The sequence below is a fragment of the Limnospira indica PCC 8005 genome, from assembly GCF_000973065.1.
GTDB classification, from domain to species: domain Bacteria; phylum Cyanobacteriota; class Cyanobacteriia; order Cyanobacteriales; family Microcoleaceae; genus Limnospira; species Limnospira fusiformis.
The window spans coordinates 5,200,907-5,216,751 of sequence record NZ_FO818640.1; the positions used below are offsets into that span (position 1 = coordinate 5,200,907).

A 15,845-nucleotide genomic window follows, 5' to 3' on the forward strand; every position below is an offset into this window, starting at 1 on the left:
CAGCTAGAGCGGTATCTTTAGAGCAGTTACTCAACATATGAGATCTTTAAGGGTTGTTTCCTCAATTGGGGATCTCGTGTAAATTTAGTTGACCCTGTGCTTTAGGGTACAAGGCCTGTCTATCCGGGGACTGGTTACAGTCTGGGTAATGCAGGCAGTAAATATCAAAATGTCAATGGTGACGTTTTGTGGCAGTTTTATGGAGCAGAGTGAGCCGTGAATACACTGTTTAGCAAACTTAGAGATTTCGTAGGACTCAATGAGTCAGTTGAGTACGATTACGAATACGATGAAATGGAAGGGGAACAATACCAGAATATGTATCAAGCCCCTCAACCACAGGCTGCTCCTCTCATGTCAGAGGAAGAACGTCGTGGGTCTCGTCGCCCCCGTGAACGTGCTGTGGCGGCGGTCGGAGGTGGTAATATGACATCTGAATCAGTAACAATGGGTTCAACAGGAATGAATAATGTAATTGGAATGCCAGGAGCGATCAACGGAATTTCGGAAGTGATGGTTATGGAACCTCGCACTTTTGAAGAAATGCCGGCCGCTATCCGCGCCCTGAAGGAACGCAAGTCTGTAGTTCTGAATTTGACGATGATGGACCCAGACCAAGCTCAGAGAGCGGTAGATTTCGTGGCTGGTGGCACTTATGCCCTCGATGGTCATCAAGAACGCATTGGAGAAAGCATCTTTCTGTTTGCTCCTAGTTGTGTTCAGGTTAGAACTCAAGGTGGGGTGGCTAATGAGGTTCCCGGTGTGCGTCCCCGCGTGAGTTCTAGTCCTTCCTCGGCTTGGCAACCAGAAAAGGTCCAGGCGATGCAGTAGTTGCGGGTGATGCAGATACGATGGGACAAGGGGAGATGTTTGGCAGGTGACAGCTATGCTTCTCCCCTAATCCTTAGCCCAAATTTTGAGATAATGGACGGATGAGTGAGTTTAAATTGGGATTGATTGGTGGCGGGGTCATGGGAGAGGCTTTGCTGTCGGGTCTGTTGGCGAAGCAGATTTATGCCCCGGGAATGGTGATGGTTAGTGACCCTTCTGGCGATCGCCGTGAGTTTCTGTCTGACAAATATGGGGTAGGGGTAACATCTGATAATCGGGAAGTGGCGAAAGCTACTGAGGTGCTGTTGCTGGCTGTCAAGCCTCAGATTTTTGGCTGGGTGGCTGACGATTTAAAAGGACTGCTAAAGCCGGGTACTATCATCATATCTATTTTGGCAGGTGTTACCCTGTTTAAGTTGGAGAGGGTTTTTTCAGACTCTCCAGTGATTAGGGTGATGCCAAATACTCCCGCTACAGTAGGAGCCGGAGTTAGCGCTTTGGCTGCTGGTAGTTCCGTGGAACCTGCACAGATTAAACGCGCTACGGAGATTTTAGCAGCAGTTGGGGATGTGGTGGAAGTTCCAGAATATTTGATGGATGCGGTAACGGGTTTATCGGGTTCTGGTCCTGGATATGTGGCGATTATGATTGAGGCTTTGACTGATGGAGGAGTGGCGGCTGGACTTCCTAGAGCGATCGCCTCAAAGTTGGCTCTGGATACCGTTTGGGGAACCGCTCAACTCTTGCGGGAATCTCAATTACACCCAGCCGAATTAAAGGATCGCGTCACCAGTCCAGGGGGTACAACTATTGCGGGAATTGCGGAACTAGAGGCGGCGGGTTTTCGCTCGGCTTTAATTAAGGCGGTGAAAGCGGCTGGCGATCGCTCCCGGGAATTAGGGAATTAGGGGGTAGGGTCTGCTGAGAGTTTTTGACCAATGCGGGGTTCTGTACCCTGCAAAATCCGCTCGATATTGCTACGATGTCGCCAAATCACATAAGTTCCGGCGGCGATCGCAAAAATTTGGTAGGGGAGGGGTTGTCCGGTGATAATCATTAAAGCCGCGATGGTGATAGCCCCAGCAATAGAACTTAAAGATACAATCCGGGAAACAGCTAAAACCACCCCAAATACAATCAATGTAGCCAAAGCCAGCAGCCAATTGAGAGCAAATAAGATCCCCAAACTGGTAGCCACAGATTTACCGCCCTTAAAGCCTATCCATATAGACATTGTATGCCCGAATACGGCGATTAAGCCAGATAATGTGGCTATCGAGTAAGCCAAAACTTGAGGGGAGTCAATCCCAGCCATAGTAGCAATTTGGCGGGTTTCATTGAGGGAATACACCCAGAAAACCATAGCAATAGCAGCGACACCCTTCAAAATATCGACTGCTAAAACCATGATCGCTGGCAGTTTACCACAGGTTCTTAATACATTAGTTGCGCCAGTTGAACCAGAACCCTCCGCCCGGATATCAATACCATAGAACCAAAGGGCGATCGCATATCCAGTAGGAATTGAGCCCAGCAGATAAGCCACCACCAACACCACCCCATTGAGAATGAACCAATTAACCATATTTAATCAAATTTCCTGCATCCATCGACAATTTGCAAACCGAATCCGACTAGCCTATATCAACTGCCCTCAAAACCTATCGAAGGATGACTGAGCCGCCGCCTGTGGGTCAGGAGCAAAAGCCAACCAGAGGGGAAACTGGAGCAACGAGAGGCTAATTTTGTCCTCTGTATCATCAATAATAATAAACGGAAGCCGACCATCATTAACCAACCTGTCCGCTTTTTGAGCCAATAACTCTGGGTCTTCAAATAATCCCAACCCTCGCTCAGGTCCAAAATCACGGCGGTCAATTCCTAAGCAGTCTTGAAGTCCCCGCCGCCACTCTCCCAGGCGTTCTGGACTATTCGCCAAAACCAAAGTCCCCAAACGTCTGTCATAGAGACTTCTGAGAATAGATATAGTCGCCGAAGCCACCAGAATATTTTGCAGACGGCTTCCCATAGTCCGCAACGCACCGCGTCCACCTTGGTTAAAGAACCAATTAGAAACCTGTTTAGCGTGGATAGGCTCAAAAGTGCGGCGGAACTGCCAAGGGGGGCCATAATAGTCAGGATTAGTGCGGTATTGGTCAATAATCCGACGAATTTGTTTGGTTTGTTCAGCAAAAGCCGACTTCGTAAATTGAGTATTAGGGTCAGGTTCAGCCACGGACTCCGCCGACTGACCTGCGGGAGTGGAACTAGCAGCAGGGGGAGTGATGGGCTCTTCTGGGATTAACTCAAGCTGTTCTGCGGTAGCCGCCAGGTCTTGAAGACTACCAACCAAATAATCTTTAAAACCTTGGACTCGGATAGCCAAATCCTGAGAAACCCCTGCAAAAGTAGTTCGCATTTCTTGCTCAATGCGTTCTCGGCGACGTTCGAGTTTTTCTACTTCCACCTGTAGAGTCTGTCGCCTCGCCTCCAACTGGCTGAGGGCTTCAGAAACCAGGTTTCCCATAGATTGAGTGAGGGCGGTTTGTTCCTGCTGTAATTTTGCCTTAGTTATCTGAAGTTGGGCAATTTCCTGCCTCAAATCTTCAGCCTGACGCTTGAGGTAATCTATAGGCTCGTCGGGGGACTGAGAGCCTGTGGTTAAATTAGGTTCAAGTGGTGATGATTCAGGTTGAGAATTCAATGGTTGTACTGCTCTATAAAACTTAAACAAAACCGGACATAGCCGGATCTTGATGTTTATTTCTTGCTTCGTCCGGGACTGTCGGCAGCACCCCGTCCACAAGTGTAATCGTCGGAACCAGGCGATTTTTCTAAATTTATACTGGCGTTCAAATCTCTATCAATCTTCAAGCCACAGTTTGGACATTCAAAAGTCCGACGGACTAGGGGCATTTTTTGACGATAACCGCAATTAGAACACAGTTGACTGGATGGATAAAATCTATCGGCAATAATCAACTTTGAACCATAACGTTCTGCCTTGTAACCTAGTTGACGACGGAACTCATAAAATGAAGCATCAGCGATAGAACCCGCCAAACCATGATTTTTCAGCATACCTGACACATTCAAATCTTCAATGACTACTTGGCTGTGGTTTTTAGCCAAAAAAGTAGTTATTTTATGAATCGTGTCCCGCCGAATGTTTGCTACTCTTTGATGTAGCTTTTGAACTTTTAAGAGACATTTGGCCCAATTTTTCGAGCCTTTGACTTTGCGACTTAAATGACGTTGTAATTGAGCTAGTTTTTGGGTGGCTGCTTTATAAGCCTTGGGACTAGAGAATTGGGTCCCATCGGAGCAAGTCGCCAAATTGTTAATTCCTAGGTCAACCCCGATTCTCTCTCGATATTTCGGTGTAATTTCTGGCGTGATTTCTACGAAAAAGCTCATATACCAGTCACCTGCTTGGCGCGTTATAGTGACTTTCTTAACCCAACTTTCGGGTTGTGCCTCAAATGTAGAAACCCAGTCCACAAAAGGCAGCTTATGGCGAGTTCCTGACAACTTGAATGGTTGGCCGCCATTGTCAAGCGTAAAACTATCATGGTGGCCTTTCTTCTTAAATTTAGGATAACTGCTTATTCCTTTGAAGAATCGCTTAAAGGCATCCCCTAGATTAATGAAGGCATATTGATCAACTTTAGAAGACAATTCGGACATCCAAGGATATTGAGGTTTCACATAATGAGTAAAAACCTTTTTAATAGAGTTGATATTAGGCTTGAGTCCCTCTTCATAAGCTGACCTCCATAAGTGTAATCCCCAATTAAACACGAACCGAGCATACCCCGCGTGTTTGGCCATCAAGGTGCGATGACGGTCATTGAGTTTTAGTTTGGTTCGGAAAGCTTTGTAAGGTTATGGTCGAAAGGGAAGTCACCTTCCCCAACTCCACTTCCAAACCGTACTTGAGACTTTCACCTCATACGGCTCCTAATGTAGATACCCTTTTTGTCACTAGGAACAGGGTTACGAACCCCCGCTTTATGATTCCAACTTTGGGAGCTTGGCATACAACTCGTAGTCTTTAAACTCGCTCTCGTCATATTACTCCTACTTGTCGCAGTCTCCATATCTACACCGTGACTAGTGGGCATATCCTAATCATTACAATTAGGCATTGGCTTTCAGTCACATCCTTTCCCCTCAATGGTATACGCTTACACTTTTCGCTACTCCTTGTGAGTAATATTGCTCACTTTTTTGATAAGGAGAACCAATGAGGAGTTTAAACGTTCCGTTTATATGGGCATTCCATCTTTAGACTTGTCCTCTCCACCGGGGTACTTAAAAAGGTCTGTGTAGGTGTTTTATGCAAAACCCTACTTTTCCCCTTGCTCTTTTGAGCGCAGCGTGGCAACCTATTACGCTGCTAAATCATTACGATGGTTCAAGCCAGACATTCGGTTTCCCTAGTCATGGATGGTTGGCAGTGGTCGCATTTGGTAGTAGGTTCTACCTCACGCCTTCCGTTCCCCGCTTCAATCCCAGAATCGTGTATCCTGAAATTGGGGGTGGCTATCGCCTTTACTCTCTACTCCCTGATTTCTCAGTTTGTTTATGACCTTGAGTCCCCTGCCTTGCTCAGATTTCTCCAAGCGTCGGGACATATAAACAGTTATGGGATGGTCAGGATACGAGTCCCTTATATTCCACCAAGGGGTGGAAGTCCCACTAGGAGGCTATTTCGGGCATTGCAGCCTTATTTGACTCCTAAACGTCTCGCACCATGGTTTGATTTTACCATGAAGAATCCGACTTGATGAGTATGTCGTCAAGGAAATTTGGCATGGTCTGGGGTTTGACCGTATACTCATTATTGAGTTGCGAATCTTTGGGGTTATTGTACCTTATTGTCCTAAGATGTAAAGCAAATCTTGGATTAAATTCTGGCTCTGGGTTCAAACTAGGGTAAGGTAGGGTGCGTCAAACCTACTCAATATCGATCATAATTATGCGATCGCACCATACCCCTGCTATTTCAATCCCAATCGAATAATTTTCGCCAAAGAGTGCGATCGCCTCCCGTAGCCTCCGGTCGGGTGCGTCATAACCCGGCTATATAAATGCCTGGGGATAATTCCCTGCTGACGCACCATAGAGGCTATATAAATCCCAGGGGATAGTTTGGTGCTACCTTTTGAATTATCGGGTATGGTGCGTCATAAATTAATGCTCCGGTGTTGATTTTAATTCTCGGAGTTTGACGCACCCTACTGATCGCCTCCGGTCGGGTGCGTCATAACCCGGCTATATAAATGCCTGGGGATAATTCCCTGCTGACGCACCATAGAGGCTATATAAATCCCAGGGGATAGTTTGGTGCTACCTTTTGAATTATCGGGTATGGTGCGTCATAAATTAATGCTCCGGTGTTGATTTTAATTCTCGGAGTTTGACGCACCCTACTGATCGCCTCCGGTCGGGTGCGTCATAATCAGGCTATATAAATCCCTGGGGATAATTCCCTGCTGACGCACCATAGAGACTATATTTGTTATTTGGGAATGTTGACTGTTGAGGGTTCTTTGGTCAAGAACAATTCCCGGATTTTTTCAGCAATTTGGGAACTTGTCAGACCCAGATCAACTTTGGATTGATCCGGTGTAGCATGATCCACCAATTGGTCAGGAATGCCGAACCGCTTAACAGGTACTAAGACATCGTGATCCAGTAGTGCTTCTGCTACTGCGGAACCAAATCCACCCATTATGCAGCCTTCTTCCAGGGTGACGACTTTACCGATTTTTTGGGCTAAGGGTACAATCAGCTCTGTGTCTAGGGGTTTGACAAATCTGGCATTAACCACAGTGGCATCAATGCCGTGTTCACCGAGAATCTCAGCCACCTGCATAGCGGTGTTAACCATTGTACCATAGCCGAGTAATAGGAGATCATCGCCCTGGCGGAGAATTTCACCTTTACCGATCGCAATAGGTTCCCAGCCTTCTTCCATAAGTGGAACCCCATTACCGGAACCACGGGGGTAGCGCATAGCGATCGGTCCTGAAGTATGATTAATACCAGTCACCAGCATTTGCTGCAATTCGGCTTCATCTTTAGGAGCCATAATGGTCATATTGGGGAGACAGCGGAGATAGGCGATATCATACATTCCCTGGTGAGTGGGACCATCTACCCCTACAATTCCGGCGCGGTCCAAACAGAAGAAAACGGGCAAGTTTTGGATACAGACATCATGGATAATCTGATCATAGGCTCGTTGTAGGAAGGTGGAGTAAATCGCCACTACCGGACGCATTCCCTCACAGGCTAAACCCGCCGCCAGAGTAACCGCGTGTTGTTCAGCGATACCGACATCGATATACTGTTCGGGGAGTTTAGCTTGTAGTTTATCCAACCCTGTACCTGTTGCCATAGCGGCGGTGATACCCAAAATTTGGGAATTATCTTCAGCCAGCTTGACTAAGGTATCTGCAAACACTTTGGAATAGCTGGGAGGCTTGGGTTTGTTGGAGGGAATAGCCTTCCCGGTAGCCAGGTTAAAGGGTGATTGAGCGTGATAGCCTACTTGGTCTTTTTCTGCGATCGCATAACCCTTACCTTTGACGGTGGAGACATGAACCATAACCGGGCCTTTAATTTCATGAGCTTGTTGGAAGGTTTCGATCAAATCTTCCAAGTTGTGACCATCCACCGGTCCGATATAGGTGAAGCCCAGCTCCTCAATAATAGCACCCAATTTAGGTACAGCCAACCGTTTCATCCCTTCTTTGAGGCGTTCCATCTCCGGGGTAAAATTCTCACCCACAAAGGGAATTTGTTTAAACTGTTCCCGCAGATTATCTTTCAAAAATTGCACGGGGGGGCTCAGACGCATTTTATTCAAATAACGAGGAATCGCGCCGACATTGGGGGAAATCGACATTTCGTTATCATTGAGAACCACCATCAAGTTAGTGTTAGGTAGATGACCCGCATGGTTAATAGCTTCCAAAGCCATCCCCCCAGTCATCGCGCCATCGCCAATAATTGCCACTACTTTATAATTATCCCCCTGCATATCCCTAGCCAAAGCCATCCCCAGGGCGGCTGATATGCTTGTCGAGGCGTGTCCGGCTCCAAAATGGTCAAAACGACTCTCGCACCGTTTCAGGTAGCCTGCTACCCCATCTTTCTGGCGTAGGGTATTAAAATTGTTATAGCGTCCAGTAATCATTTTGTGGGGATAGGCTTGGTGTCCGACATCCCAAATGACTTTATCTCGGTCTAGGTCTAGGGTTTGGTAAAGTCCTAGGGTTAACTCGACCACTCCCAAACCCGGTCCCAAATGACCGCCAGTAGCTGCTACTGTTTCCAGGTGCTTTTCACGGATTTGTTGAGCCACTGCTTCCAGTTCATGGATAGACAAACCGTGGAGTTGATTGGGATGGGTCAGTTCACTTAGATGCATAGTTGAAAATACTGATGCTAAAAATAAATTAACAATCGGGCTTGTCTGAATATGATAGCCCAGTCTTGACGCTGACGCTGAACTTTGTGGGGAAGGGTTATCGGGAGTCGGCTACAGATAGACTTCCTCACCCCAAACCTTTCCCAGAAACTGAGGAAGTTTCATTGTCCATGGTCAATTGTGGGTGAGGTTGTGGGTCGCCAATAGGCATATTTTCGATTTCCCAGACTTTCAGGAGAATCAGATATTCATAAAAGGCTTGTAGAGTACACCAGGCGAGTCCAGGTTGACCGTCGAGGAACCCTCCCAGGATAAAATACATATAGACGAAGCGGATTAGGGGTCGAAATGGTAGACGCAGAGATAAATCCTTTAAGGCGTGTCGCCTTTCCACCTCTGTTTTGCCGAAAAATAGGTGATTCCAGTTTACCGTACCCGATCGCAATTGTTTGACTGTTTCGTGGGCTTCATCTGTAGAATAACGGTTGTGCTTTTCTATCCATCGCGCCATGCCTTTACTGTTGGTATAGTGGGGATAGGTTTCTTGGAGGAAACTGGTAAGACCGTCACAGACTTCTCTCTCGGTGTGACCATAATCGGTAAACCAGACCCGCTGCTTATCAAATAGACGCATCTGATAACGGGGGTATTGGGTACTGCGGCGAATCCAGCGACCCATAAACATGACCCTTTCGGCTGCATAATAACCGATATAGCCGTCAGTGTTTTGGGTTTGTTTTTGACACTCGGCGAATAGTTCCGGGGTCATGCGTTCATCAGATTCGAGAATATACACCCACTGATATTTAGTGGTTACTTCTCGCAGCATCCAAGTCCGTTGGCGACCGTGGCTTTCAAACTTATGTTGCAGTACACGGACGGGGTACTGTTGAGCAATTTCTACGGTGCGATCGCTACTAAAGGAATCGACCACAATTATATCATCACATTGACTGGCTGACTCAATGCAGGCGGCTATATCAACTTCATCATTACAAGTCAGGATATAAATTGATAACATTATCGTGAGGTGGTGAATAATATAGATTGGGGAAAGGTTGTCATATTTTATGAACCATAAAACCAGATAATTGAGAGTACAAAAATAGGCTCCATCTTGGTGCAACATAACCCTTGATTGAGGTTTAATTTACAGGGGTGGAGCCAGTAATTCCTAGGGGGGGGTTTTATCCGGGGTTAGAAGAGGGTTTACGACGACCTTTATTCAGGAGGCCTAAGCCTTTTAAACTCGTCCAACCCAAGACGATATAACCGATCGCCAATAGCAAACTACTCATCCCGGTTTGGAGACTAGATTTGAGCGATCGCGTTTTAGTTTCATCTTCTAGTTGTTGTTGGCGTTGGCGAATTTGGGTAAGTAATTGAACGGGGAGGGAGTCGGCTTGCTGTTCCAAGAACTCATCAAGGACGGCTGGATTAGTTCTAGATTCTTCCAGGACTTGTTGAATTTGCGGGGGAAGGTTTCCTTCCGCAATCACCTGATCTAATTGTGCCTCGTCTTGTATTAAGCCAGTCAACTGCGCTCGGAGTTCAACTTTTCGCTGTTCAATCTCCTGTTGAAACTGGGGACTTCCTAACTGGCTTTCCAGTTGAGTTTCGGCTTGCGCGGCTTGCTGACCAATCTCGGATAAAGCATCTCGTCGGGCTAACCGGGTATTATTTAGGTGCATGGGAAAAATCAGCAGGTAAAGTAACCCGAATAAGCTGGCGAGGATACCAACCCACAATCTTAGGTCGGAGATTTTTTTACCAGACTTAGGAGCATTCCCGAGGACGCTATCCATCCAATACCCCATTAAAACCAGAGCCATTCCTACCAGGGGAACTACGCCTCGGTCAACTAAGCTACTAGCGGTTTGAATTAACCAACCCCTATCGGTTAAATTGGGGGGAAATAATAGAACCAAATAATCGACCAAGGCTGACAGAATCAGGATTAGCCCAACTAATTTGATGCTAGAAGAGGCTTGAAAGGAAAATTGACGGTTTGCTGTTGATGTCATAGGACGGTTAAGGATACTCTAGGTTGGTCTACAGCCAAGATAACAGTTTTGGCTAGTATATAACTACTTTCAGATTTGCCAAGATGTGGGAATTGTTTAATAATTAGCCGCGGCTGAGTAGTGGTCAATGATATCAAAGAAAGGAGAGATAATCATGATTGAGGGCCTTTATTCTGTGGAACAACTACGGGAGGCGATCGCCTATAACCCTAAACAATGGCGACCTCTAGTTTTTAGCAATGGCTGTTTTGACTTGATTCATGTTGGACATATTCGCTACCTGACCCAAGCCAAAAGTTTGGGGCGCGCGCTGGTAGTGGGTCTCAATAGCGATCGCTCTGTTCGCCTGATTAAACCCCACTCGGCCGGATATCCTCCCCGTCCTATTATACCAGAATTACAGCGAGCCGAAGTTCTCAGCCAGTTAAAACCGGTAGATGCAGTGGTCATTTTTCCAGAAAGCACTGCTACGGCGATTATTGAACAGCTACAACCTGATATATATGTTAAGGGTGGTGATTACACGATTGACACCCTACCGGAGGCCCCCACGGTTCAAGCCTATAACGGTAAAATCGTCCTCATTGCGGTGGAAATGCCTACTTCTACCAGTGGCATTATTAATCGGATTTTGCACGCCTCAACCCAACCCTAACCCTTCTACACCCCCAACAAGTTTTGGCCATCTTAGCTGTCACATGGATAAAGGCCACCTTTGCTGTCCTCTGGAGGGACATAGCTAGGAGATGACAGCACTAACCACCAATATTGTCAATGTTATCAAACACAGAAGATATTTTATTTGACTGAACTCTTCTAATATGAGAGTGTTGATCAGTTTCTACGTCTGTATTAGACAATTCTGATGGCGGCAATTTTTCTGGATCTGGATCTGGCAAATTTTCTGAGTTTGTCGAGGTAGAACTTGGCAAATTATCTCTGAATACAGAACTAATATATTTGGATGTATCCAAATTAGTCACTGAAGGATCAGGCTCAGACTTGATCGGCTGAGACTGGAACTGTTTTTCCTCAAAAATCGAACCAGGAGAAGATGATTGAGTTGTTGACGAAGTTCGAGATTTTGAAGGCGAGTCAATATCATGATCACTGGACTGAGTAAATAGTTCGGGAAGCTGTAAAGAATTAGGCTCAGTCTCCTGTTCAGGTTCTGTATCTAATCGGTTTGTTGCGGCGGTAAAAATTCCATCTATAACTGTTTCTCCTTGACGAATTCTGGAAGATGACCACGATCGCGTTGGCTCTATTTCCAGGGAATCTTGAATTTCTGTAATATCAGAAGGGACGGGCGAAGAATCAAAGTCAGGTAATTCCGCGAAATATATTATTTCCGGTTCATCGGGGTCTAATTGTTCCTGTGAGGTGGGACTGGAAATATGACTAAAGACAGTTTCTGGTTCCCATAAAATACTATTCGGTATAGCCCAATTAGAATCTTCGGTTACGGAACTAATATAGGCGGTCACAGCAATGCGACGCTGAAAAGAGCCTGAGACTATCAAAATACTGCCGGACAACAAAGTATCTTCTAGCATTTTGTCAAGAGTTATGTTGATAGAGTTTAAGCCTGGTTCTAGTTTATCATTTTGTATATTTAACCCCGAAATATCAGTCAAAATTTTGCAATTAATCGGCACAAAAATTTTGAGAATAAAATTATATTCTGTTCCGTAGGGTAGTTGACCCAGGTTCAAAGATGCTGGATACTGCCATTCGCCTTCTTCTTCCGGTAATCCCATAACAGAACCTCGTACTTGTATATTCTCAAACCGTAGATTGATTCTTGATTTTACCAAAATTGCACATTGATCGTGATAACTATTGCGTTCCTCTCCTGTTACTTCAATTCGCAAATTTTTCAAGCTGACTCCCTGAGATTCAATAAGTATAACCGGCCCAACTTTTGACCACAGAGTTGCCCCTTGTCCATCTAGGATAATCGGGTGATTGATAACAATGGGACCAGGATATTCTGCGTGGGGAGGCCATAACTGGATTGTAGAGTTATCTGGCAAAGCGTCTAGTTTTTGTTGAAAGGTGTCTCGGCTAGATGGGGTGAACTGTTCTTGTATTGGTTTTCTTGCCAGTCGCTCGACAGTGATTTTTGGTTTTTTGGGGTCTACCTTGATTGTAGCAGATTCCACATATTTTTTTCTTTGATGATTCGTTGTTTTGGTTTGATTTGTTCTGGTAGATGAACTTTTCTTAACTACCGATGAAGGTTTATTGGTGCGTTGATTGGTCTGTTTGGGGAGGGTAGAAAAACCCAGGAAATTTGTGATTTCTTCCATCCATTTATACATGAATAAATCCTATTTCTAAACTGCTATTTTTCAAAAAGTAGTTAAATATCATTAATATTATAATTTAAATTAAGCGATTTGGACTTCAACCATTCTAGAATTAGGTTCTTTGGAAAACCGAAACTGGATGCCATGAGCCAGTTTAATGGCACTGCCAGGAGGAACCAAATTTCCTTGGGATGACATCAATGAAGTTAAATTCTGGTTAATGAGTAACCAATTGCCTTCATGAAAAACACAATAAGCTTGGGGAGTGCGATCGACTTCTTCTCCCGGGAAAATATTATCAAAAATATGCCATTTAAATAGTGACAGATTATGATAAATAACCAATTTTCCATCCCCAATCCATTGTCCGGGACGACTTTCTTTACGCAGCTTCATAATTGGAATTTTTCCTTTGGGTTTGGAACCACAAAAAGGACACTGTGCATGATTTAAATCATGTAAAACAAACCATTGGCTCGGACAATAACGATTCGCACAGGGGAAAAACATATCCCAGGTTTTGATTAAAGCTCGCTCCCATTCAATCGCAGGCGGACGAAGATTGGGAGAGTGCAATCCTTGCACAAATGTCTTCTCAAAAAGTTGACTTAATTGCGGCCCCAAAGCAGTAAAAGGAATTTTTAAATCTTGAGGACGGTTAGAAATATCCCTAGGATGTTCGACAAATAACGCTTTTGAACCCATCTCTAGGCGTTCTTGCTCCTCTGCTGATGTTGCCGGATAAGTTCTGGGACCTTCTAAGGGATGCCTCCCTAATAAATATTGATACAGTAGAACCGCAAGGGCGTGTTGATCTGTCGCAGTTGATGGATGTTTCCGTTGAGGATCGTTGAGGGGTAAATGGATAGTTGATAAGACTTCTGGGGCAATATATCCCCTTGTTCCTAGCACATCGGGTGGAAATAGTTGAGGAACAACTAAAGAGTCAATATCAATGATCAGACATTCTCCAGAAGTTGGATCGATCAAGACGTTTTTGTTAGATAAGTCGGAATGGGCTAATCCGGCGTTATGTAAACGTCTGACTGCCCGTGCTAAACGAATACAAATTTGAAAATAATTAATCCATTGTCCTTTTTCTTCGTGGGGCAATATAGAGGACAGTTTAGAACGCACAAACCAGGTACTTTCTTTTTCTTTTCCCTGTAAATTTCCGGTTTGAAAAAAATAATTCTGAGGATAAACAGGGGTAATAACTCCCAATGAAGGTTGAGTTACGATCGCCGTCGGCCAACAAAACAGGTTTCGGAAATAATCCCCATTTTCACCGAGGGTAGGATTGTATTTATTTAAAATCGCTCCGAGTCGAGATAACCGATTTTTATCTGAACCGGAATTTGGATCTTTGTAAAAGCAAATAACAGCCGTTTTGTCCGCCGTAAAATAGACTTGCTTCATCGCACCTTCCCCAATCATATCGGGGATATATTCAAGGATGCTCCCATCTGCCAAGGTTGCAATTTCCATTAATGTTCCTCCCGATATAAAACAACCAACGTGCGATCGTCAAAAGATCCTCTCCGGTAGTACGAATCCAACCAAATCTTTAATTTTTCTTCAGACTTCATTTCTTTACATTCCTGACACATTTGATTCTGCAAAAGTCCGGCATTTAATAAACCTGGAGATTCCAGCACCACTTTAATATCTTTACCCAACTGTTTGGCATAGTTCGCAATAGAACAAATTGAAACTTTTTTAGGTTCCTTAGACTCTTCATCTAAAATTCTCTCAAGTTCATCTTGAAATTTTTTATGATTATCTATCACATCATCTGGAGTTTTAAGACGGGTTTTTTGTAGTTCTTTTTCTATCTCTTCGGCATCAACATTAGGAATATTGATAACTCGATTTAGGATTAAATCTCCATACAAGTCTAACATACATGGATCGTTGGGAAAGTAGTCATCTGAAACACCATCTGTCATAATCATCAAGGCTTTTAAATTACCAATGAAAGGAAAAGTTTTTTGGACAAGATTAGAATGTTCGAGTTTGCTAGATGAAGTCAGAAAATCCGTCTGCCCTCCATGCTCTCCAATATCAGGTTTTCCCAGTAATTTTAAGGTATATTTATGGGAAATAGCAGCCAACATTCCATCTCCAACTTGACAAGTTAAAACAAAATCATAGCTAGTAGAATTGTTGACATGAATTTTTGTATGAATTGCCAAAAGTAGAGTAGCTGATAAATCTTTTATGTCAAGTTCAAGTTTTTTCCCTCCTATTGATTTATTATAACTCGGATAATTTTTGAGTTTATTTGCTTTTTCTTCAACTTTTTGGTAAGCATCATTTAAAGCTGTGTATAAATGTTGTTGAAGCTCCCTTGCCTTGTCTCCTTTAAACATCCATTTATCATCTCTATCAAAATCTTTTTCTAAAGCGGTTTGGGGTGGCTCACACAGAGAGAAAGACTCGAGAGACTTTTTCAATGATTTGACTGCAGCTTGACAAGAAATCTTGGCACCTATTCGAGAAAACTTTTTAGATCCTGCTCCATCAGAAACTGCTATAATCGTCCATTTATCAACGGTGTCAAATTCAAACCAATCATCACAATTAGTTCCCTGATGTTTGTGCATTTTTCCTCGAACTCGAGCCCCAATCAGTTTTAATCCTTCCGGTGGGGACTGATGGGATTTAGAATAAAATTCATCATGAGGTTTTCCTTCCTTCTCTTGATCAGGAACAGGATGATACTGCCAAGGCGGAGTAATAGGGTTAGAAGTTGATTCGGACTCTAGGATATATTCTGTTTTATCTGATTTATCTGATAATGACAAAGGCGGCAATTGTGGAGATTTTTTCTCTAATGCCTTGCTAATGGCGGTTTTAAATCTATCTTCCGATGCACTTAAATAAGGCAAACTTTGTATTTTTTCAGAGGTTAAAATATCTAATAAACTACAATAAAGTTTTGCAACATCATCATAATTATCATAATTTCCCGAATTTTCATTTTTGATATCAAACTGGATTTTCAATACTTCTTTATAAATATCAGCTAAATTGTTGATAATTTTTAGAATTTTATCTTCTTCATAATTATCTGATTTTTTAAACTTTTCCCATGTTTCTTTTAACTCATCTGAATACTTTTGAATACCAACTTTCCAGAAAATAGCTGGGATCAATTTTTCTAAGTTGAGGTCTTGATTAGGGTCATGATTAGACATAATTTTGACTCACCTTTGGTTAAGTATTGGATCTTCA

At 43.9% G+C, this 15,845-nt stretch carries 12 protein-coding genes; 3 read left to right on the plus strand and 9 right to left on the minus strand.

Annotation, left to right across the window (positions count from 1 at the left end; all coding sequences use genetic code 11):
- Positions 1-216 precede the first annotated feature (216 nt).
- A complete protein-coding gene (locus XZ46_RS22955) occupies positions 217-831 on the plus strand; it encodes a cell division protein SepF (protein ID WP_006623353.1) in 615 nt (204 codons plus the stop codon).
- A 101-nt stretch (positions 832-932) separates the two neighbouring features.
- Complete coding sequence (gene proC / locus XZ46_RS22960; protein WP_006623354.1) at positions 933-1,739, plus strand: pyrroline-5-carboxylate reductase; 807 nt, start codon at positions 933-935, stop codon at positions 1,737-1,739.
- Here the strand turns inward: proC and plsY are convergent.
- The 6 genes from plsY to hpsJ-B form a co-directional block, all read right to left on the minus strand.
- Complete coding sequence (gene plsY / locus XZ46_RS22965; protein WP_008054730.1) at positions 1,736-2,416, minus strand: glycerol-3-phosphate 1-O-acyltransferase PlsY; 681 nt, start codon at positions 2,414-2,416, stop codon at positions 1,736-1,738. The genes proC and plsY overlap by 4 nt on opposite strands.
- A 69-nt stretch (positions 2,417-2,485) precedes the next feature.
- Entirely contained in the window at positions 2,486-3,535 is a 1,050-nt protein-coding gene (locus XZ46_RS22970) for a DUF3086 domain-containing protein (RefSeq protein WP_006623356.1), read from the minus strand.
- Positions 3,536-3,591: 56 nt separating this feature from the next.
- Positions 3,592-4,662 carry an RNA-guided endonuclease InsQ/TnpB family protein gene (locus XZ46_RS22975; protein WP_048895266.1) on the minus strand — a complete coding sequence of 357 codons (1,071 nt, stop codon included), beginning with the start codon at positions 4,660-4,662 and terminating at the stop codon, positions 3,592-3,594.
- 1,693 nt (positions 4,663-6,355) lie between these two features.
- Positions 6,356-8,272, minus strand: a complete 1,917-nt coding sequence (gene dxs, locus XZ46_RS22980; RefSeq protein WP_006623361.1) for a 1-deoxy-D-xylulose-5-phosphate synthase — start codon at positions 8,270-8,272, stop codon at positions 6,356-6,358.
- Between the two features lie 127 nt (positions 8,273-8,399).
- A complete protein-coding gene (locus XZ46_RS22985) occupies positions 8,400-9,293 on the minus strand; it encodes a glycosyltransferase family 2 protein (RefSeq protein ID WP_048895468.1) in 894 nt (297 codons plus the stop codon).
- 166 nt (positions 9,294-9,459) lie between these two features.
- A complete protein-coding gene (gene hpsJ-B, locus XZ46_RS22990; protein WP_006623363.1) occupies positions 9,460-10,296 on the minus strand; it encodes a hormogonium polysaccharide biosynthesis protein HpsJ in 837 nt (278 codons plus the stop codon).
- Between the two features lie 154 nt (positions 10,297-10,450).
- Between hpsJ-B and XZ46_RS22995 the strand changes: the two genes are divergently transcribed.
- The gene (locus tag XZ46_RS22995) at positions 10,451-10,951 is read left to right on the plus strand and encodes an adenylyltransferase/cytidyltransferase family protein (protein ID WP_008054823.1); all 501 of its coding nucleotides are present in this window, start codon (positions 10,451-10,453) and stop codon (positions 10,949-10,951) included.
- Positions 10,952-11,051: 100 nt separating this feature from the next.
- On the opposite strand, the gene XZ46_RS23000 is transcribed toward XZ46_RS22995, so the two are convergent.
- The 3 genes from XZ46_RS23000 to XZ46_RS23010 form a co-directional block, all read right to left on the minus strand.
- On the minus strand, positions 11,052-12,620 hold the full coding sequence (locus XZ46_RS23000; protein WP_008054821.1) for a right-handed parallel beta-helix repeat-containing protein: 1,569 nt from the start codon (positions 12,618-12,620) through the stop codon (positions 11,052-11,054).
- A 69-nt stretch (positions 12,621-12,689) separates the two neighbouring features.
- Positions 12,690-14,096 carry a protein kinase domain-containing protein gene (locus XZ46_RS23005; RefSeq protein WP_008054818.1) on the minus strand — a complete coding sequence of 469 codons (1,407 nt, stop codon included), beginning with the start codon at positions 14,094-14,096 and terminating at the stop codon, positions 12,690-12,692.
- A complete protein-coding gene (locus XZ46_RS23010; RefSeq protein WP_008054810.1) occupies positions 14,096-15,808 on the minus strand; it encodes a PP2C family serine/threonine-protein phosphatase in 1,713 nt (570 codons plus the stop codon). The genes XZ46_RS23005 and XZ46_RS23010 overlap by 1 nt, the downstream gene beginning before the upstream one ends.
- Between the last annotated feature and the right edge of the window lie 37 nt (positions 15,809-15,845).

What these genes read in the sequence shown, in the direction of transcription:
- proC (WP_006623354.1), top strand. Translation starts at nt 933, where the DNA reads ATGAGTGAGTTTAAATTGGGATTGATTGGTGGCGGGGTCATGGGAGAG.
- plsY (WP_008054730.1), bottom strand. Translation starts at nt 2,416, where the DNA reads ATGGTTAATTGGTTCATTCTCAATGGGGTGGTGTTGGTGGTGGCTTAT.
- XZ46_RS22975 (WP_048895266.1), bottom strand. Translation starts at nt 4,662, where the DNA reads ATGGCCAAACACGCGGGGTATGCTCGGTTCGTGTTTAATTGGGGATTA.
- dxs (WP_006623361.1), bottom strand. Translation starts at nt 8,272, where the DNA reads ATGCATCTAAGTGAACTGACCCATCCCAATCAACTCCACGGTTTGTCT.
- XZ46_RS22985 (WP_048895468.1), bottom strand. Translation starts at nt 9,293, where the DNA reads ATGTTATCAATTTATATCCTGACTTGTAATGATGAAGTTGATATAGCC.
- hpsJ-B (WP_006623363.1), bottom strand. Translation starts at nt 10,296, where the DNA reads ATGACATCAACAGCAAACCGTCAATTTTCCTTTCAAGCCTCTTCTAGC.
- XZ46_RS22995 (WP_008054823.1), top strand. Translation starts at nt 10,451, where the DNA reads ATGATTGAGGGCCTTTATTCTGTGGAACAACTACGGGAGGCGATCGCC.
- XZ46_RS23000 (WP_008054821.1), bottom strand. Translation starts at nt 12,620, where the DNA reads ATGTATAAATGGATGGAAGAAATCACAAATTTCCTGGGTTTTTCTACC.
- XZ46_RS23005 (WP_008054818.1), bottom strand. Translation starts at nt 14,096, where the DNA reads ATGGAAATTGCAACCTTGGCAGATGGGAGCATCCTTGAATATATCCCC.
- XZ46_RS23010 (WP_008054810.1), bottom strand. Translation starts at nt 15,808, where the DNA reads ATGTCTAATCATGACCCTAATCAAGACCTCAACTTAGAAAAATTGATC.